Consider the following 17,833-nt stretch of genomic DNA (forward strand, 5'->3'; position numbering starts at 1 on the left):
CCGATCCGGGGCCCGCGTCCGGGTCGGTACCCAGGGACGGTTCGAGTGCGGGGTCCGGCGTCATGAGCACTCCTCGGGGGTGTGGGCTGCGCTGGGTCATCGCTCCGTGTGCGCCCGCAGCAGAGCCAGGCGATCACGCGAGGGTCCCGAGCGCCTGTCGAGGGGGTGCGGTGGGGGGTCGACGACAGTGGCTCCCGCGTACTCCGGCCAGCTGCCGATCGGCTCGGCGAGCGCCTTCGGGATCCCGGCCTCCCGCCTGGGGCCGCCGGACCGTCAGCGGTGCCGTGCCACGGGGGAGCCGGCGGGTCCAGCGGGTCGGGCCGGCTCGTGCCAGGCAGCGTCGCGCGGTGCTCCTCGAGCAGCTCGCCGAACCGGCTGCGCAGCCGGTCGGTCCCGGTTCCGGTGTCGCACGCCTCCCCGTGCCGTGGCCCTGCTCAGCGCACGCCGTCGAAGAGGTGGGCAACCAGGGCATCGGCGAACTCGTCGGTCAGCGGCTGGTCGGGCAGCAGGAGGCGGTGGTAGCAGGCGCCCCAGAGCTGGTCGACGACGACCTCGGGGTCGACGTCGCGCCGGACCTGGCCGCGCTCCTGCGCACGCCGCAGTGCGGTGACGGCCAGCTCGCGGCGGGGGCCGGAGTAGCGCTCGCGGTGGACCGCGGCGAGGTCCGGGTCGACTTGGGCCTGGCCGATCAGCTCGGCGATCACCCTGCCGGCCGGGGTGTCGCGCAGCACACCCACGAACGAGCGCAGCTGGGTGGTCGGGTCCGCCCGGATGTCGCCGGTGTCGGGGACGGCGAGCGCCAGCTCCATCGCGGTGAAGTAGCCGTCCAGGGCCAGCGCGCCCTTCGACGGCCACCACTCGTAGATGGTCATCCTGCTGGATCCGGCCAGGTCGGCGACCCGCTCGATGGTGAAGCCGGCCATCCCCTCGCGAGCAGCAGCTCATCTCCAGCGTCGACTGCCGGCGGTGCAGCTCGGCGGTGATGGCGGCGTGCACGTCCGGGTCGAGCTCGCTCAGCTCGAGGTCGAGGATGTCGGCCACGGCCGTCCCCTTCTCTGACGGATCCGCCGCGACAGCGTTGCTTTTTGAGAAACGTGGATGCGGCTGCGACAACAGTCAAGAACGCGGAGCGAGCCTGTGACGGTCCCAGGTGAGCCTGATTGTGCATACGGCAGCAGGTTGACACCGGTCCGCGCAACTCCTAACGTCGCAACCACGTTGCTACAGCCGCAACCAGCGCGGCGCGGACTGCGCCGTCGGGACGCCGTCCTCCGGCACCCGGGCCCCGCTGGAACGGCACCCCGCACCGACCGTCAGCGAAGAGGAGAACCCCATGTCCGTCGCCGAGCTCGAGCGCCTGAAGGTGATCCACAACGGCGAGAAGGAGCGGCAGACCTTCTCGGCGGAGGAGATGGAGCGCCGGCTGTCGTCCCTGCGCGAGGTCATGGCCGAGGAGGGCGTCGACGTCGCGCTGCTCACCTCGTACCACAACGTGAAGTACTACTCGGACTTCCTCTACACCTCCTTCGGCCGTCCCTACGCCTTCGTGGTGACGCAGGACGACCAGTTCACCGTCTCGGCCAACATCGACGCCGGCATGCCCTGGCGCCGCACCTTCGGGGACAACGTCGTCTACACCGACTGGCACCGCGACAACTACGTCTGGGTGATCCGGGAGAGCCTGCGCAGCAGGGGCGTCGACCCCGGCGGGATCGGCGTCGAGGACGACACCCTGCCGCTGGAGATGCGCCGGAAGTTCGAGGCGGCGTTCCCCGACGCGGTCCTCGTGGACATCTCCAAGGCCACGATGCGTCAGCGCATGGTCAAGTCCGCCGAGGAGATCGAGCTCATCAAGCACGGCGCGCGCATCGGCGACCTCGGTGGCGAGGCCATCCGCGCGGCGATCACCGAGGGGGTGCCGGAGTTCGAGGTGGCCCTCGCCGGCACGAACGCGATGGTGCGCGAGATCGCCCACACCTTCCCGCACACCGAGATCCGCGACACCTGGGTGTGGTTCCAGTCCGGCATCAACACCGACGGGGCGCACAACTGGCCCACCACCCGGCGGGTGCAGCGCGGCGACATCCTCAGCCTCAACTGCTTCCCGATGACCTCGGGCTACTACACCGCCCTCGAGCGGACGCTGTTCTACGGCGAGCCCGACAAGCGGTCGCTGGAGCTCTGGAACGTCAACGTCGAGGTCCACAGCGCCGGACTGGAGCTCATCAAGCCCGGGATCTCCTGCGCCGAGATCGCGCACCGGCTCAACGAGATCTACACCGGGTACGGCCTGCTGCCCAACCGGACCTTCGGCTACGGGCACTCGTTCGGCGTCCTCTGCCACTACTACGGACGCGAGGCCGGCCTGGAGCTCCGGGAGGACATCGACACCGTCCTCGAGCCCGGCATGGTGGTGTCGATGGAGCCGATGATCATGGTGCCCGAGGGCCAGCCGGGCGCCGGCGGGTACCGCGAGCACGACATCCTGGTCGTGCACGAGGGCGGAGCGGAGAACATCACGAGGTTCCCCTTCGGGCCCGAGCACAACGTCCTGGGCGCCTGAGCCGCGCGGAGGACGGCGATGCCACGCCGTGGACCGCCGTCCGCGGCGTGGCATCGTCGGGGTCGGGAACGACGACATGGGAGCTCGATGACATCAACCGACGGCCAGTCCCTCGCCGAGGACCTCCCCGAGACCGGTGAGGGCCGCGGGATCTCGGTGCTGAAGAACGGCCTCGCCGTCCTCCGCGCCTTCACGGTGGACGAGCCCCTCCTCGGCGTCTCCGAGATCGCCGCCCGGGTGGGGCTGCACAAGAGCACGGTGTCGCGCATCCTCGCCACCCTCGAGCTCGAGGACCTCGTCGAACGGGATCCGTCCACGCGGCGCTTCCGGCTGGGCCTGGGGGTGATCGCGATGGCCGGGCCACTGCTGGCCGACCTCGACGTGCGGCGGGTGGCCCATCCCGTGCTGCGGGACCTGAGCCGGCGCACGGGTGAGACCGCGGCGCTCATGGTCTGGGACGGCGGGGAGGCGATCTGCGTGGAACAGGTGCCCAGCCAGCACCAGGTCAAGCACACGACACCGTTGGGGACCCGCTACGACACGGCCGCGAGCTCGTCGGTCCAGGTCTTCCTGGCCCAGCTCGAGCCCTTCACCGTCCGCAGCCTCGTGATGAAGGGCGCGATCGACCTCCCCGGGCTCACCGAGGCGGCCCTCGACGCCTATCTGGTCAGGCTGCGCGAGGTCGCCGACCGGGGCTGCGCGGTGAACTACGGGGAGACCTCCCTGGAGGAGGTCGGCGTGGCCGCCCCCGTGTTCGACCACCGGGGCGAGCTGGTCGCGGCCGTGCTGCTGTCGGCGCCCCGGTTCCGCATCTCCACCGAGCAGCTCGCGGTGCTCGCCGAGACGGTCAGGGCCGCCGCCGGCGAGGTCAGCTCCCGCCTCGGCGGCGTCTGACGGCGCCCGCGCCGCGGCACGGCCTCGTCCGGCGCTGCGGGAACCGGGTGCGCGGTCAGCCGCCCGGGGGCGGCTCCCGCAGCTGCTCGGAGTGGCGCAGCCGCAGGGCCAGGTGCAGGGCGAGGGCGCGGGGCGTGCCGGTCGGGTCACCGCCGAGCAGGACGAAGGCCCGCTCCAGCCGCCCGTAGAGCGACTGCCGCTGCAGGTGCAGCAGCTCGGCGGTGCGCGTCTTGGTGCAGCCGGAGTCCAGGTAGGTCTCGAGCGTGTGCATGAGCAGCTCACCCTCGTCGGCACGGAGGGCGAGCAGCATGGCGAGCTGACCGCGGACGAACCGGGCACGCCCGAGGAGCGGGTCCTCGGCGTCCAGGAGGGTCTCGACGACGAGGGTCGTCGCGTCCACGACCGAGCCCGGGCCGTAGGCGGTCCGCTGCCGCAGCGACGCCACGGCCAGCTCCATCGACGTCGACACCGCGGCCAGCCCCGGGACCACCGGGCCGACGGCGACGAGGACGGCGTCCAGCTCCCGTGCCCACTCGCCCAGGGCGCGCACCAGCTCGTAACGACGGGCGGGGGCGTTCCTGCGGCCGGCCAGCGAGAGCACGACCCGGCCCTCGGTGTCGGCGGTGTCCATCGCGACGCGGCCGTACTGGCGGAGCAGCCCGTCGAAGCCGGGCAGGCCCGCGCCCGGGGTCGCGGTCGTCACGGACAGGGCCACGACCGGGTCCTCGGGGGCGAACCCGACGATCCGGGCCAGGTGCGTCAACCGGCCCCGGTCCCGCGCACCGCGGCCGGCCAGACGGGCGAGCTCGCTGCCGGCGAAGTCGCGGGTGGACGGGGCGTGTGTCCGCAGCAGTGCGAGCCCCAGGGCCTCGGCGGCCCGCTCGCTGACGATGCCCAGGAGGTCCAGGTCGGTGTCGGCCCGGGGGTGGAAGACGAGGGTGGCCGCGTGCGCCCCGCGGACGGTGATCCGCGTGGTGACACCGTGCTGCGGCGTGGCCGAGGCCGGCTCCTCCGGTGTGGCGGCCGCGCGGACCTCGCTGATCAGCTCCCCGGCGCCGTCGAACAGTGCGGCGGGCAGTCCCGTCCGCTGCACGAGGGCGTCCAGCAGGGCCGCGACGTCGCCCCCGCCGGCGAGGACTGCCGACAGCTCGTGCGCCAGCTCCCCTCCGTGCCGCAACCGGGACACGGAGTCGTTGACCAGCTCGGCGTTGATCGCCTCGGCGACGTCGACGAAGGGGATCTGGCGGCGCAGCTGGATCACCGGGAACCCCAGGACGTCCGCCTGACCGACGAGCGCCGGCGGAACGGCCGGCAGGCGCGGTCCGGTCTCGATCGCCACCGCGGTGACGTGCCGGTCGGCCAGCTCCGTCACGTACCGGCGGAGGTCCGCCGCGGAGGCCCCGGCCAGCATCGACCCGCCGGTGAGCAGCAGCTCGCCGCCGCGGAGCAGCGACGCGATCTCGAGGACCTCGCTGGAGTGCACCCAGCGCACCCGGCGCTGCAGACCCGCGCTCCCGGTGAGCAGACGCGGCTGCCCCGGACGCAGGCTCGGGTGTCGCAACGCCCTGCCCAGGGTCAGCCGCATGACGAACTGTCAGGTAGAACGCGGCTCATGGACGACACTCTGCGTCTTGTCGCACGTGATCCACAACACCCACGATGTGACGACCCCAATCCAGGTCCCCCTGACCCCCGGAGGCCGCCATGTCTGCCGTTGCCGATCCCGAGCCGGCGTCCATCCACGACGTCGAGGAGCAGCTCCAACCGATCCCCGAGAGCTCCCGCACGACCAAGGTCTCCGGCCAGTTCTGGATCTGGTGCGGCGCCAACATCGCGCCGATCAACTGGGTGCTCGGGGCCCTCGGCATCAACCTCGGCCTGGGCCTCGTCGACACCCTCCTCGTCCTGATCCTGGGCAACCTGATCGGCATGGGCCTGTTCGGCCTGTTCGTGCTGCTGGGACAGAAGACCGGCGTGACCGGGATGGTCCTGGGCCGCGCGGCCTTCGGGCGCCGGGGCAACTACCTGCCCTCGATCATCCAGGCAGCGCTGTCCATCGGCTGGTGCGCGGTGAACACCTGGATCATCCTGGATCTGGTCATGGCGCTCCTCGGCAAGCTCGGGGTCGTCGACCCGGCCGCCGAGAACTACGCGGCCAAGATCGGCGTCGCGGCCTTCCTCATGGCCATCCAGGTGGCGATCTCCTGGCTCGGGTACCGGGCGATCTCGGCGTTCGAGCGGTGGACCGTTCCGCCCACCATCGCCGTCCTCGTCCTCATGTCGGTCGTCGCCTGGTTCTTCCTCGACGTCGACTGGTCCTACGCCGGCCCCGAGGGCGCCGTCCTGTCCGGCGGCGAGCGGATCGCGGCGATGACCGCGATCATGACCGCCATCGGCATCGGCTGGGGGATCACCTGGTTCACCTACGCGGCCGACTACTCGCGCTTCGTCAGCACGCGCATGCCCCGGCGCAAGCTCTACCTGGCCAGCACGCTGGGCCAGTTCATCCCGGTCGTGTGGCTCGGCGTGCTCGGCGCGACGCTGGCGACCAAGAACGGTTCGGTGGACCCGGGCCAGCTGATCGTCGAGAACTTCGGCGCGCTGGCCATCCCGGTGCTGCTGCTGGTCCTGCACGGCCCGATCGCCACCAACATCCTCAACATCTACACCTTCTCGGTGGCGACCCAGGCGCTGGACATCAAGATCCCGCGCCGCAGTCTCAGCGTCCTGGTCGGGGTTCTCTCGATGGGCGTCGTCGTCTTCTTCATCTACCAGGAGGACTTCGCGACGGTCCTGGACACCTGGCTGATCGGGCTGGTCGCCTGGGTGGCCACGTGGGGCGGCATCATGCTCGTCCACTACTACCGGATCGAGCGCGACACCGTCCGCGTCGACCGGCTCTTCGACCCCGTCGGGTCGTCGCGTCTGGCCGACGTGAACTGGGCCGGCTTCACCGCCTTCTTCGCGGGCATCTTCGCCACCTGGCTGTTCATGTACGGACTCGTCCCGTTCCTGCAGGGTCCGGTCGCGGTGGCCTTGGGCGGCGTCGACCTCAGCTGGCTGGCCGGCGGGCTCACCAGTGCCCTGGTGTACGCGGTCCTCGGGCCGATCGCGGCGGCGCGGTACAACGGCGTCGCCGAGCCGCGCAGCGACCGGGCATCGGAGGTGTCGGCGTGAGCCTCACCTGGCCGGGTGGCCACCGTGCCGCGGCGGCCTTCACCTTCGACGTCGATGCCGAGTCCTGCCTGCTGGCACACGACCCGTCGGCCTCCTCCCGCATGTCCCTGATGACCCACCAGGCCTACGGGCCCCGGGTCGGCGTGCCGCGGCTCCTGCGGCTGCTGGAGCGGCAGGAGGTGACGGCCACCTTCTTCGTGCCCGGCTTCACCGCGGACACCTACCCGGACACGGTCCGGCAGATCGTCGACGCCAGCCACGAGATCGCCCACCACGGCTACCTGCACGAGCCGATGCAGGGCATCTCGGCCGAGCAGGAGGCCGAGTACATCGACCGCGGCCTGGAGGCGCTCGACCGGCTCGGTGTGCGGCCGGTCGGGTACCGGGCCCCCTGGTGGGAGATGAACTGGCACTCCGCCGACCTGCTCATCGAACGCGGCTTCCGGTACGACTCCAGCCTGCTCGACGGCGACGTCCCCTACCGGTTCTCGGGCGAGAGCGGCCGGGGCAGCCTCGTGGAGATCCCGGTCGACTGGACCCTCGACGACTGGGAGCAGTACGCCTTCTACCCCGGCTGGACCGGCAGCGGCGTCATCGAGAGCCCCGCCAAGGTGCACGAGATGTGGCTGCTGGAGGCGCAGGCGCACCACGCCGAAGGGGGGTGCTTCGTCCTGACCAACCACCCGTTCATCTCCGGGCGCCCGTCGAAGGCCGTCGCGCTGGAGCGGCTGATCGAGGACGTGCGCGCGCTCGACGGCATGTGGGTCGCCACGCTGGGGGAGATCGCCGAGCACGCCGCGGCGACAGTGGAGGAGGTCCGGCGCATCCGGCGGGTCGAGTGCCCCGAGGGCTACTTCGACCGCACCGGACGACCGGGTGCGGTCCCCGCGCACTGACCCGGCCGGCACCCCGAGGGCCCTGATCCGCGGCGACGCGGGTCGGGGCCCTCGGGGTGCCGGTGTCGCCGGGGCCGTCTCACGGCTCCTCGCCGATGTCCTCCCGCCACAGCTCCGGGCGCTCGGTGAGCATCCGCTGCATCAGCTCGGTGCAGGCCGGGTCGTCCAGGACGTCGAGCCGGACGCCGTGCGACCGCAGCAGCTCCTCGGACTGGGAGAAGCTGCGGTTCTCGCCGATGACGATCCGCGGGATCTCGTACAGCAGCGCCGTCCCCGCACACATGAAGCACGGCGAGAGCGTGGTGTAGAGGACGCTGCTGCGGTACACGGACGCCGGCAGCCGGCCCGCGCGCTCCACGCAGTCGGTCTCGCCGTGGCGGATCGCGCTGCCCATCTGGACCCGTCGGTTGCGCCCCACCGCCAGCACGCGGCCGTCGTGGACGAGGGCCGCGCCGATCGGGACGCCGCCCTCCTCCCAGCCGATCCTGGCCTGGTCCACCGCGAGACCGAGGAAGAAGCGGTCCCGCTCGTCGGGTGCGAGGTCCGGGGGCACGGCGGGTGGCTGGTCGGCGGTCACGTGTCTCCTCGGGGTGCTGCCGGGGGCGGGGCGTGACGCAGCATGCACCGCCGACCGGTCGGGCAGGGGATCGGGCCGGGTCGATGGGTAGGGGCCGGTCAGCGGGACCGCGGATCGAGGGCCCGGGAGTGGCCCGGGGAGGGAGCACCGATGGACGAGGCAGCGACGACCACCGAGGTCGTGGTCGGACTGGACGGTTCGGCCGGCGCGCGCACCGCCCTGGCGTGGGGCCTGCAGGAGGCGCGGCTGCGCGGAGGAGCGGTCCGGCCGGTCACCGTCTGGCCGCAGGACCGGCCGCCGCACGTCCACGACGCGGGGATCGGCCGGCCGGACGTCGCCGACCTCGAGCGGGACGTGCGGTCGAGGATGGGCACCGAGGCCGCAGAGGTCGCTGCGGCCACGGGGTGCGAGGCCGTCCCGGTCCGTCCCGAGATGCGGTACGGGCAGCCGGCCCAGCAGCTGATCGACGCCGCTGAGCCCGACGGCCTGCTGGTGGTCGGCTCCCGTGGTCGAGGCCCGGTGCGCGGTGCGGTGCTGGGCTCGGTCAGCCAGCAGTGCGCGCAGCACGCCCGCGGACCAGTGGTCGTCGTGCGCGACGACGACTCCACGCACGGCGCCGTCCTGTGGCAGCAACCCGCCAGCCGGGTGGTGGTCGGGGTCGACGGCTCGGCCGGGTCCGCCGCCGCGCTGCGCTTCGCCGAGGCAGAGGCGCGGCTGCGCGGTGGCGAGCTGCACGTCGTGCACGCCTGGACCGACACCGTTTCCGGTTACGGCGGCCCGCCGTGGGAGCGGCCGGTCACCACCCTGCGGGAGCAGGCCGACGGCGTCCTCCGGGAGAGCCTGCAGAGCGCGTGGCAGAGCGGGTCGCCCGGTGTCCAGGTCCGCGCGGAGACCGTGGAGGGCGTCGAGTGGGACGTCCTGACCGAGGTGGCCGAGGCGGCCGACCTGCTCGTGGTCGGGTCGCGCGGGCGGAGCGGCTGGTCGAGCCTCCTCCTGGGGTCGGTCGGCCTGCGCTGCATCGCCTACTCCCCGTGTCCCGTGGCGGTGGTCCGCCCGTCCCCGGTCGCGGGGTGACCTGCCGGATCCAGGGCCACCGGGGCTCGTGGCGCCCCTGTCCCGGTGCGGCGCGGGGGATGATCGCCGGGTCGTTGCCCGCGGTTGCCGGATCCCGGCAACGACGGGCTGCTGCTCCTGGCCGGTCGGCCCCCTCGTGCACCCGCCCGGTTCTCGTCAGGCTGGGGAGCGGCAGGAGGTGGACGGTGCTCGGTCACGACGAACAGGGAGCCTGGGACGAGATCCGGCGTCGGTATGCGGAGGAGGCCCGGGAACCCTCCCGTCCGGTCCTCGACCCGACGGTCCGCGGACCACGCTCCTCGAGGCCGGTGGACCTCACCGCCGCGGTGGTCGCCGGCAGCCTGCTCGCCATCCTGCTGGTCGTCCTCGGAGCCCCGGTCGCCGGCCTGGCCATCGCCGTCGCCGTCGCGCCCCGGTGGCTGCTGTGGCGTTACTGGTCACTGCTGGACGGCGGCGGCCGGCCGCCCGCACCGTCGACGACCCGCGACGTCCCCCTCGACGGTGCGGGGCACCCGTCGTCGGGCGAGCCCCGGGACCGGCGCACCCCGGGGACGACGTGACGGTGCTCGACGCCGCTCCTCGCCGCCCCGGCCCGGCGGTCACGGGTCGGTCGGCAGTGGCCTCGCCGGCCACTCGAGCAGCCGGGCGCCGAGCACGGCGGCGTGGAGGGAGAACCGCTGGTCCGGGACGGCGACGCTGTGGGCGGTGAGCTGGGCGATCCGGGCCAGCCGGTAGGTGACCGTGCGGACGGAGACGTGCAGCCGCCGGGCGGCCTCGGTCGCGACGTCGCCGGCGGCGAAGTACGCCTGCAGGGTGTCGAGCAGCACCTCCGCGCCGCCGCGACTCCGGCTGAGGGGTCCCAGGACGTCGCGCACCAGGTCGACGAGGGCTGCCCGATCCCGCCCCAGCACCCGGTACACGAGCAGGTCGCGCGCGTGCACGACGTCGGCGTCGAGGTCCAGCCGGTCGGCGAAGGTGAGCGCCTCGCGGGCCTCCTCGTAGGAGCGGGCGACGCCGTAGGCGCCGGGGAAGGGGCGTCCGGCCGCCACCCGCCAGCGCTGACCGCTCCTCAACCGGCCCAGCTCCTGGTGGAGCACCGGACCGATGTCGGCACCGGGCGCGGGCGAGCCGGCCACGGCCGAGCGGGACGGCACGACGACGACCACGCGGCCGTCCTTGGTGGCGACCAGCACGTCCCGGTCACCGAAGCGGTCCACCACGACCCGCTCGAGGACGACGGCCGCGCGGTCCGTGGCGCCACCGGCAGCGCGTGGCGCCGCGAGCGCCACCTGGTGGGACTTGCCCAGGTCGATCCCGAACGGCTCGGCGCGCGCGACCATCCGCGACACGTCGGCGTCCCCGCGGAGCAGGTCGTCGACGAACTCGCGGCGCAGTGCCTCCTCGTGGCGGATCATCTCCCGCCGCTCGGACTGGTGGCCGTCGACGAGTGCACCGACGGCGTCGTCGAGCACACGGAGGACCGCCTCGGCGGCGCTGCGCACCTTCTCCGGGTCGGCCGACCGCTCGACCGTCGGCAGTTCCCGCCACAGGCGCCACGCCGCCGACAGGTAGAGCTCCACCGCGCGGCGGGCCCCCACACCCTGGGCGGCGGCGTGCCCGCCCAGCTCCCGTACCGCGTCGAGCTCCCAGGCGTCGGGGCGGCGCCCGTGGATGGCGGCGTCGGCCAGCATCGGGAGGTACGTCCCGAGCAGGTCGACGGGAGCCTGGCAGGCGGCCGCCGCCGACCCCGCGACCGAGTCGAGCCAGCCGTCGGCTGCTGACGGCCGGTCGGCCCCTCCGGTGGGTGCGCGGTGCCCGCTGGGCGTCATCTGTCCCCTTGGCGCCGGGCGGGTCCGCCGCGCGGCCGATGGCTCGACCGAGTGTTCCGCGCCGACGGTCGGCAGCACCAGGGCACGAGCCGGCCGGACCGGCCCCCGGCCGGCTGCCGAGGCGTCGTCGGCCGAGGAGCCGGCGGTGGCGGTGACCGGCTGTCGCCGCTCACCGGCACAGTGCTCCCCGGCGTCGCGCCGCGGTCCGGTGCGCACGGGCCGGCGACGGCGACCCCGTGCGCGCGACGCGGCTGTCCGCCCTCCCCGCAGCCCCCGGCTCGGAGGGCAGGACGTCCGTGAGCCCGCAGAGCTGGATCGGGCGCTGTACGCTGCGCCGGCCGCCGCGGACGACCACGAGACGTGCTCCGCGCATCCGGCACCGGCGCTGCGCCCGGGCCAGGGCGGAGACCCCGGCGACGCCCAGGAACGTCACCTGCTCCATGTCGACGGTCAGCTCGGAGACACCGCGTCGGCGGGTCTGCGTGGTCAGGCAGGCGTCGAGCAGGGGAGCGGTGTACGTGTCGACCTCGCCCGCCACCTCGACGACCACGTGACCCGGCCGGGTGGGCGGGAGTGCGGTGACGGACAGCAGTTCGGTGCGGTCGGGGGTCGGAGGGCGGTCGGGGGAGTGCGGCACGGGGAGCTCCTTCGCGCAGGCGTCAGGGGGTCTGGCGCAGTGGGTCGAACGGCGTCAGCTCCGGCGGAGCCTCGCCCTTGACGACGGCCTGGGCCAGCAGCTGGCCGGTGGCCGGGCCGAGCGCGATGCCCCACATGCCGTGGCCGCCGGCGACGAACACCCGCGGGGAGGCGGTGGCACCCAGCAGCGGCAGCCCGTCGGGCGTGCACGGGCGGGATCCGACCCACTCGTCGCGCCGGTCGTCGAGGTGCACCCCGCGCAGGAACGGGCGGACGGCGTCGACGACGGCGGTGATCCGCCGTGGGTCCAGCGGCTCGCCGGGGCGGCGGAACTCCATCATCCCAGCCACCCGCAGCCGGTCGCCCAGCGGCGTGCAGGCCACCCGCTGGGCCGGGAAGTACAGCGGGCCGCGGGGGAGCTGCTCCACGGGGACGCTGAAGCTGTAGCCGCGCCCGGCCTGCACCGGCTGCCGGACGCCGTGGCGGCGGGCCAGCTCGCCGAGGTGGGCGCCGGTGGCGACGACGACCGCGTCGTGCCGCTGCCGTCCTCCGGTGCTGGTGACGACGGTGACGCCGCCCGGCTCGTCTCGGACGTCGGTCACGCCGGTGCCCTCGAGCAGCTCGCCGCCGCGGGTGCGCACCGCGTGGGCGAGGGAGGCGAGGAACTCCGGCGGGTGCAGGTACCGCTGGCCGTGGATCTGCACCGCGGCCTCGACCCGGTCGGTCAGCGCCGGCTCCAGGTCCCGTGCCCGTCGGCCGGTCACCGGGGAGGCGTCCACGTCCTGGCCGGTGGCGCGGATCGCCTCCAGCTCGGTGAGCAGCGGCTCGACGTCGCGCTCGCGGCGGAAGCAGGCCAGGAGGGGCCGGGCCGGCTGCGTCCGCGCCTCCACCCCGCCGGCGGCGAGCACGTCGAACGCCTCCAGGGCCCGCCGGTTGAGCGGCACGAAGGCGGCCATGCCGCGCCGCCACCGGCGGGCGGTGCTGTGCAGGACGAAGGAGCCGAGGAAGCGCAGCAGTGACCCGTCGGCGCGCAGGGGGACGTACACCGGCGACCGCGGGCTGGTCACCGCGCGCAGGCCGTAGCGCAGCACGGCCGGCTCCGGCAGCGGCGCGACCAGCCCCGGGGTCAGCCAGCCGGCGTTGCCCCAGGAGGCGCCGGCGGCCACGTGGTCCCGCTCGTAGACGGTGACCGCCACGCCGGCCTCCTGCAGGAACCAGGCGGTGGCCAGGCCGACCATCCCGGCTCCGACCACGGCCACCTGCCGGGGGGATCCGGGCACCAAGGCGGGGCCGTGCCGGGGCTGGTCGGCGGGCATGCGAGCTCCTTCACCGGCGATGGCGCCGCCGGACTCGGTACGACCGGCGGCTGTCTGGCAGGGGCGACCGGGGTGGACGCCTCGGCCGGGTGGCGCTGGGTGTCCCGGGCTCAGGTCGCCTGCTGGCAGGAGACGCAGGCGGCCGCGAACGGACGGGACTCCAGACGCTCGCGGGGGATGGCGGACCCGCAGTGCACGCAGGTGCCGTACGTGCCGGCGTCGAGCCGGTCCAGGGCCGCGTCGATCTCCTCGACCGTGCGCAGCAGCGTGGCGGCCCGGCTGGTCGCCACGGGGTCCGGGACCGACGTGGCGGTCTCGGCCAGGGCCAGTTCCCGCTGCTGGAGGCAGTCGGCCCGCTGGGTCTGCAGCAGGGCCCGGAACGGCTCGAAGGCCGTCGCGGTGGGAGCGGACGGGGTGGTGGTCGTGGACACGGGTCCCTCCTGGGGGATACGACGAGAACGCGTCCCGGGGCGGGACGCGTTGGGGGGGCGGAGCCGAGGGGGTCGGAGGGACCGCGGAGGCGCCCGGCCCCGACCGCGCCGCAGCACGTCCAGGCCGCGCGGACCGCGAGCGCCGGGCGCGGGGACGCGGGTGCCGGAGGGGAGGAGCGTGCGCGCGGTCATCCGTCGTCCCCTCCCGTCGTCGGGGGCGTCGGCGCTCCCCTGGTCCTGTCCCGACCATGCCCGGCTCCCGGCTGCCGGGGAAGGGCAGCGGTCGGTGAAATCGGACCCGGGGACCTTGCCCGTGCCCGGCAACCCGGACGGCCGGCGACCCGGTCGGGTCGACGCACGTCGGCATACTGCCGGTGCAGGGATCCTCGGTGGGAACGGACGTGGCCATGACGTCGGAGTCGACTGCTGCCTCGCAGGTCCTGGCCGGTCTGGACGACTGCCGGCCCTGGCAGGAGGAGCTGTACCGGGAGGTCCACCGGCACCCCGAGCTCTCGCACCAGGAAAACCGGACGGCGGCCCTCGTCGCCGACCGGCTCCGCGCGGCCGGCTACGAGGTGCACGAGCGGGTGGGCGGCACCGGCGTCGTCGGTGTGCTGCGCAACGGCGACGGCCCGGTGGTGCTGCTCCGGGCCGACATGGACGCGCTCCCGGTACGGGAGGCGACCGGGCTGCCCTACGCCAGCGAGGTGACCGTTCCCGGCGACATCCCGACCGCGCTGGGCGTCCCCTACACGTACTGGTTCATCGGTGGGACCGACGCCGACCGCTACGGGGAGGCGGCACGCGCCGGCCGGGTCCTCCAGGACGTCCCGGTGAACCACTCCGCCGCCTTCGCGCCGGTCGTCCAGCCGACGCTGGACACCGGCACCCAGGCGCTCGTGGTCGCCGCGCTGGCCTGGCTGGCCGCCAGAGGCAGACCGGGACGGCGCGGGTCACCCGTCCTCGGGCGGGGGGCTGCCCGGCGGGACGGGCGCGTTCACGTCGAAGTGGACCCCCACCATGCGGATGACGAAGCACAGGACCGCAGCGCCGACCGTGGCGACCGACCCGCGCGCCCCGAGCAGCTCGGCGACGACGACGGCGGTGGCGCCGACGAGCGCCGGAACGGCGTAGAGGCCACTGCTGAGCACCGACGGGACACGGCGGATGAGCACGTCGCGGATGGTGCCGCCGCCGACCGCGGTGATCGCGCCGACGATGACGGCCTGGGCGGGGCCGAAGCCGAGTCCGGTCGCCTTGAGCGCGCCGGTGACGGCGAAGAGGCTCAACCCGGCGGCGTCGAGGACGTTGATCGTCCCGTTGATGCGTTCCAGGTGGTGACCGGAGGCGAAGGCGATCAGGCCGCCCCCGGCGGCCACGGCCAGGTAGCGCCAGTCGAGGAAGGTGGCGGGGGGCAGGCTGTCCAGGAACAGGTCACGGATGGTGCCGCCCCCGAGCGCGGTGATCATGCCGAGGGTGACCACACCGACGATGTCGAGTCGGGTGGCGCGCAGGGCGGTCAGGGCGCCGTTGAGGGCGAAGGCGAACGTGCCGCCCAGGTCGAGGACCACCAGCGCCGTGGTTGCCATGGGGTCGGTCCGCTCCTGCCTGCCGTGGCGCTCGGGTCGCTCGGTGCGGGTGGTCGGCCGCAGGCACGGGGACGGTGTGCCCCCGTCCACCCCGACGGACCCTCCGTGCGGCCGTCACCCTGCCAGGAGGGGATCCCGCCGGGACGGCACGGCGGCCGCTCCTGCCAGGTGGCCCCGGCGGGCGTCGGCGGCCATGCGGTCGGAGAGGGCGGCCGCGTCGGCGCCGACGAACCCGAGCAGCGCCGAGCCGCGACACGTCTGCCAGGGCAGCCCGAGGAAGTACAGCCCGGGCACGTCGGTCACGCCGGCCTCGTGGCGGACCTGCCCGTCGACGACGACCCCGGGCACGTGCAGCCAGGAGTGGTCGGGTCGGTAGCCGGTGGCCCACACCACGGCGTCGACCTCGGCCGTGCCGCTGTCGGCGAAGGCGGCGGTGCGGCCGGTGAACCCGGCGAGCCGCGGCCGGAAGTCGATCCCGCGGCGGCGCAGCGTGCGGGTGCGGCTGCCGATGACCAGGTCGCCGCGGCGACGCAGCCGGCGGGCGAGGCGGGTGTGCGACGGCACGGTGAAGAACCGCAAGCGGGTCAGCCAGGAGAACAGGTCGCGGCCGAGGACCCGCTGGGGCAGCTCCAGCGGCCGGGAGCCGGCCGCCACGGTCACCGGCCGGGTGGCCGCCAGCTCCGCGGCGATCTGCAGGCCCGAGTTGGCGGCGCCGACGACGAGCACGCGGCCGGCGCCGGGCACCAGGGTCGGGTTGCGGTACCCGGCGCTGTGCAGCTGCGGCACCGCCGGGTCCAGCCGGTCGGCGACCGCGGGGACGGACGGGACCTGGAACGGGCCGGTGGCGACGACGACCTGCCGGGCGCGCAGCGTGCCGGAGGGCGAGGTGGCCGCGAAGACGCCGTCGTCGTCGCGGTGCAGCCGCAGCACCGGCGAGTCCAGCCGGACCGGCAGCGCGAAGTGCCGGGCGTAGTCGGCGAGGTAGTCGGCGACGTCGTCCTTGCCGGGGTGGGTGTCGGCCGGGGCGGGGAACGGCATCCCGGGCAGCGAGTCGTACTGGGCGGGGCTGAACAGCCGCAGCGAGTCCCAGCGGGACCGCCAGGAGTGGCCGACCTCGGGCCCGGCGTCGAGCAGCAGGAAGTCGGCGTCGCGGCGCGCGAGGTGGTGGCCGAGGGCGAGGCCGGCCTGGCCGGCGCCGATCACGATCACGTCGAGGACCTCGCGGTCGCCGGCGGGCGGCGTGTGGGCGTGGGACACGGTGCTGGTCATCGCGGCTCCTCCGTCGGTGCTTGCTCCTGCACCGGACGCTAGGAGCGGGGGACGGGCGTCACGCCGGGAGAACCGCCGGGTCCGCCCCGGCGGGTGGCCGGCCTCAGCGGTCGAGCGGGAGTGCGGCGAGCTCGGCGCGGGAGGTGACGCCGAGCTTGCTGAACACGTTGCGCAGGTGGAAGTCGACGGTGCGGGGGCTGACGAACAGTCGCGCGGCGGCGTCCCGGTTGGACAGCCCCTGCCGGACCAGGGCGGCCACCTGCCGCTCCTGCGGGGTGAGCGCGGTCGCGGTGGAGACGTCGCGGCGGCGGGCGGTCTCGCCCGAGGCGCGCAGCTCCTGCGCGGCGCGCTCGGACCAGGGGGCGGCCCCGAGGTCGTCGAAGGCGGCGAGGGCGGCCCGCAGGTGCTCGCGGGCGTCGACCCGGCGGCGGGCGCGGCGCAGGTGCTCCCCGAGGGCGAGGTGGGTGCGGGCCCGGTCGGGCAGACGCAGTGACGTCCCGTGCGCCTGCAGGGCGCGCCGGAGGTGCTCCTCGGCGGCGTCGTCCCCGGCGAGCAGAGCACGGCCGTGCTCGACGACGGCCAGGGCGGCCGGAGCGCCGGTACCCGTGGCGAACGCATCGAGCTCGTCCAGCCAGGCGCGGGCGAGGTCGGCCCGGTCGGCCCGGACGGCGGCCTCGAGGCGGTCGAGCGCGGCCATGCGGCGGAGCCCGGGTGAGCTGATCTGCTCCAGGTGGTGCAGCGCGGACGCCGGCTGCCCGGCACGGAGCCCTCGCGCCCAGCGCGCCAGGTCGACGACGAGGAGATCGCCGAGCCCGACCGGGTGCGCCTCCCGGATCGCCGCCACCTCGGCCAGGTGGCGCTCGGCGTCGTCCCCGCGCAGGGCGGCCAGCACCGCGAGCTCGGCGGTCGGCAACGCGGTCAGGCCGGGATGGCCGGTGCTGGCGGTCAGCGCCAATGCCTCGGCCGCGGCGCCGGCCGCCTGCGTCCAGGCCCCGGTGGCGAGCTGGAACAGCGCGCCGCGGGTGAGCGCGTGCTCGACCATGCTCAGCGCGCCGGCGCGGCGGGCGGCGGTCAGCTGCTCCGCGTGCAGCCGCAGCCCGCGCTCGTCGTCGTCGACCAGCATGGCCGCGACCCCCAGGTTGGGCTGCAGCACGTGGTCGTCGACCGGGTCGGCGTCGGTGAGGGCGAAGGCGTCGCGGAAGCAGTCGGCGCTGGTGGTCCAGTCCTGGCGGGCGGCGGCGCGGAACCCGTGCAGCAGGGCGTGGGCGGCCCGGACGCGGGGTGCGGCGTCCGGTGCCGGAGCCGGTACCAGCGCGGCCGGGTCGAAGGAGCGGGGTGACCGGGCGCCCCAGGCGGCCAGGGAGGCGGCGAGCATCGCCAGCTGCTGGGCCAGTGCCTCGTCGACGCCGGCGGCGACCTGCGCGGCGTGCACGACGTGGTCGTAGCCGGCGTCGAGCGAGCGGGTGTTCCACTCGATCCGCCCCTGCAGCGTGAGCAGCCGGGCACGCGGCAGCGGCTCGGTCACGTCGGCCGCGGCGGCGGTCGCCAGCGCCGCCGCCCGCGACGGCTGCGCGCCCAGCCA

At 74.7% G+C, this 17,833-nt stretch carries 17 protein-coding genes; 7 read left to right on the top strand and 10 right to left on the bottom strand.

Annotated elements, in window-relative coordinates; translation table 11 throughout:
- Nucleotides 1-434 precede the first annotated feature (434 nt).
- Nucleotides 435-872 carry a TetR-like C-terminal domain-containing protein gene (locus ABQ292_RS14175; protein WP_369207405.1) on the bottom strand — a complete coding sequence of 146 codons (438 nt, stop codon included), beginning with the start codon at nucleotides 870-872 and terminating at the stop codon, nucleotides 435-437.
- Between ABQ292_RS14175 and ABQ292_RS14180 the strand changes: the two genes are divergently transcribed.
- The 3 genes from ABQ292_RS14180 to ABQ292_RS14190 all read left to right on the top strand — a co-directional run bounded on the left by ABQ292_RS14180 (nucleotide 865) and on the right by ABQ292_RS14190 (nucleotide 3,457).
- Nucleotides 865-1,059 (top strand): hypothetical protein, encoded by a 195-nt coding sequence (locus ABQ292_RS14180; protein WP_369207407.1) that lies wholly within the window; start codon nucleotides 865-867, stop codon nucleotides 1,057-1,059. The genes ABQ292_RS14175 and ABQ292_RS14180 overlap by 8 nt on opposite strands.
- A gap of 274 nt (nucleotides 1,060-1,333) precedes the next feature.
- Nucleotides 1,334-2,563 (top strand): aminopeptidase P family protein, encoded by a 1,230-nt coding sequence (locus ABQ292_RS14185; protein WP_369207409.1) that lies wholly within the window; start codon nucleotides 1,334-1,336, stop codon nucleotides 2,561-2,563.
- Between the two features lie 87 nt (nucleotides 2,564-2,650).
- Complete coding sequence (locus ABQ292_RS14190) at nucleotides 2,651-3,457, top strand: IclR family transcriptional regulator (protein WP_369207411.1); 807 nt, start codon at nucleotides 2,651-2,653, stop codon at nucleotides 3,455-3,457.
- Between the two features lie 55 nt (nucleotides 3,458-3,512).
- Here ABQ292_RS14190 and ABQ292_RS14195 read toward each other — a convergent pair whose 3' ends face one another.
- Nucleotides 3,513-5,018, bottom strand: a complete 1,506-nt coding sequence (locus ABQ292_RS14195) for a PucR family transcriptional regulator (protein WP_369207413.1) — start codon at nucleotides 5,016-5,018, stop codon at nucleotides 3,513-3,515.
- Nucleotides 5,019-5,161: 143 nt separating this feature from the next.
- On the opposite strand from ABQ292_RS14195, the gene ABQ292_RS14200 reads away from it, so the two are divergent.
- Together ABQ292_RS14200 and ABQ292_RS14205 are read left to right on the top strand one after the other, a co-directional pair.
- A complete protein-coding gene (locus ABQ292_RS14200; RefSeq protein WP_369207415.1) occupies nucleotides 5,162-6,634 on the top strand; it encodes a purine-cytosine permease family protein in 1,473 nt (490 codons plus the stop codon).
- The gene (locus ABQ292_RS14205) at nucleotides 6,631-7,530 is read left to right on the top strand and encodes a polysaccharide deacetylase family protein (RefSeq protein WP_369207417.1); all 900 of its coding nucleotides are present in this window, start codon (nucleotides 6,631-6,633) and stop codon (nucleotides 7,528-7,530) included. The genes ABQ292_RS14200 and ABQ292_RS14205 overlap by 4 nt, the downstream gene beginning before the upstream one ends.
- A gap of 79 nt (nucleotides 7,531-7,609) precedes the next feature.
- Here ABQ292_RS14205 and ABQ292_RS14210 read toward each other — a convergent pair whose 3' ends face one another.
- Nucleotides 7,610-8,107, bottom strand: coding sequence for a nucleoside deaminase (locus ABQ292_RS14210; RefSeq protein WP_369207419.1), 498 nt, complete (start codon nucleotides 8,105-8,107; stop codon nucleotides 7,610-7,612).
- 150 nt (nucleotides 8,108-8,257) lie between these two features.
- Here ABQ292_RS14210 and ABQ292_RS14215 point away from each other — a divergent pair, with 150 nt between their 5' ends.
- Complete coding sequence (locus ABQ292_RS14215) at nucleotides 8,258-9,181, top strand: universal stress protein (protein ID WP_369207421.1); 924 nt, start codon at nucleotides 8,258-8,260, stop codon at nucleotides 9,179-9,181.
- Nucleotides 9,182-9,489: 308 nt separating this feature from the next.
- On the top strand, nucleotides 9,490-9,741 hold the full coding sequence (locus ABQ292_RS14220; RefSeq protein ID WP_369207423.1) for a hypothetical protein: 252 nt from the start codon (nucleotides 9,490-9,492) through the stop codon (nucleotides 9,739-9,741).
- 39 nt (nucleotides 9,742-9,780) lie between these two features.
- On the opposite strand, the gene ABQ292_RS14225 is transcribed toward ABQ292_RS14220, so the two are convergent.
- The 7 genes from ABQ292_RS14225 to ABQ292_RS14255 all read right to left on the bottom strand — a co-directional run.
- Nucleotides 9,781-11,010, bottom strand: coding sequence for a PucR family transcriptional regulator (locus ABQ292_RS14225; protein WP_369207425.1), 1,230 nt, complete (start codon nucleotides 11,008-11,010; stop codon nucleotides 9,781-9,783).
- Between the two features lie 169 nt (nucleotides 11,011-11,179).
- Nucleotides 11,180-11,647 (bottom strand): STAS domain-containing protein, encoded by a 468-nt coding sequence (locus ABQ292_RS14230; RefSeq protein WP_369207427.1) that lies wholly within the window; start codon nucleotides 11,645-11,647, stop codon nucleotides 11,180-11,182.
- Nucleotides 11,648-11,669: 22 nt separating this feature from the next.
- Complete coding sequence (locus ABQ292_RS14235) at nucleotides 11,670-12,962, bottom strand: NAD(P)/FAD-dependent oxidoreductase (RefSeq protein WP_369207429.1); 1,293 nt, start codon at nucleotides 12,960-12,962, stop codon at nucleotides 11,670-11,672.
- 110 nt (nucleotides 12,963-13,072) lie between these two features.
- Nucleotides 13,073-13,393: a TraR/DksA family transcriptional regulator gene (locus ABQ292_RS14240; RefSeq protein WP_369207431.1), complete on the bottom strand. Its 321-nt coding sequence runs from the start codon at nucleotides 13,391-13,393 to the stop codon at nucleotides 13,073-13,075.
- 953 nt (nucleotides 13,394-14,346) lie between these two features.
- A complete protein-coding gene (locus tag ABQ292_RS14245; protein ID WP_369207433.1) occupies nucleotides 14,347-14,982 on the bottom strand; it encodes a trimeric intracellular cation channel family protein in 636 nt (211 codons plus the stop codon).
- Between the two features lie 114 nt (nucleotides 14,983-15,096).
- Nucleotides 15,097-16,251, bottom strand: a complete 1,155-nt coding sequence (locus ABQ292_RS14250; protein ID WP_369207435.1) for a flavin-containing monooxygenase — start codon at nucleotides 16,249-16,251, stop codon at nucleotides 15,097-15,099.
- A 103-nt stretch (nucleotides 16,252-16,354) separates the two neighbouring features.
- The coding region (locus ABQ292_RS14255; RefSeq protein ID WP_369207437.1) for a LuxR C-terminal-related transcriptional regulator at nucleotides 16,355-17,833 on the bottom strand (1,479 nt) is incomplete at its 5' end.

The sequence above is a fragment of the Geodermatophilus maliterrae genome (genome assembly GCF_041018925.1).
GTDB classification, from domain to species: domain Bacteria; phylum Actinomycetota; class Actinomycetes; order Mycobacteriales; family Geodermatophilaceae; genus Geodermatophilus; species Geodermatophilus maliterrae.

Excerpts from the sequence above, each read along its gene's own strand:
- ABQ292_RS14180 (WP_369207407.1), top strand. The coding sequence starts at position 865 with ATGGTCATCCTGCTGGATCCGGCCAGGTCGGCGACCCGCTCGATGGTG.
- ABQ292_RS14175 (WP_369207405.1), bottom strand. The coding sequence starts at position 872 with ATGACCATCTACGAGTGGTGGCCGTCGAAGGGCGCGCTGGCCCTGGAC.
- ABQ292_RS14185 (WP_369207409.1), top strand. The coding sequence starts at position 1,334 with ATGTCCGTCGCCGAGCTCGAGCGCCTGAAGGTGATCCACAACGGCGAG.
- ABQ292_RS14190 (WP_369207411.1), top strand. The coding sequence starts at position 2,651 with ATGACATCAACCGACGGCCAGTCCCTCGCCGAGGACCTCCCCGAGACC.
- ABQ292_RS14200 (WP_369207415.1), top strand. The coding sequence starts at position 5,162 with ATGTCTGCCGTTGCCGATCCCGAGCCGGCGTCCATCCACGACGTCGAG.
- ABQ292_RS14215 (WP_369207421.1), top strand. The coding sequence starts at position 8,258 with ATGGACGAGGCAGCGACGACCACCGAGGTCGTGGTCGGACTGGACGGT.
- ABQ292_RS14225 (WP_369207425.1), bottom strand. The coding sequence starts at position 11,010 with ATGACGCCCAGCGGGCACCGCGCACCCACCGGAGGGGCCGACCGGCCG.
- ABQ292_RS14235 (WP_369207429.1), bottom strand. The coding sequence starts at position 12,962 with ATGCCCGCCGACCAGCCCCGGCACGGCCCCGCCTTGGTGCCCGGATCC.
- ABQ292_RS14245 (WP_369207433.1), bottom strand. The coding sequence starts at position 14,982 with ATGGCAACCACGGCGCTGGTGGTCCTCGACCTGGGCGGCACGTTCGCC.
- ABQ292_RS14250 (WP_369207435.1), bottom strand. The coding sequence starts at position 16,251 with ATGACCAGCACCGTGTCCCACGCCCACACGCCGCCCGCCGGCGACCGC.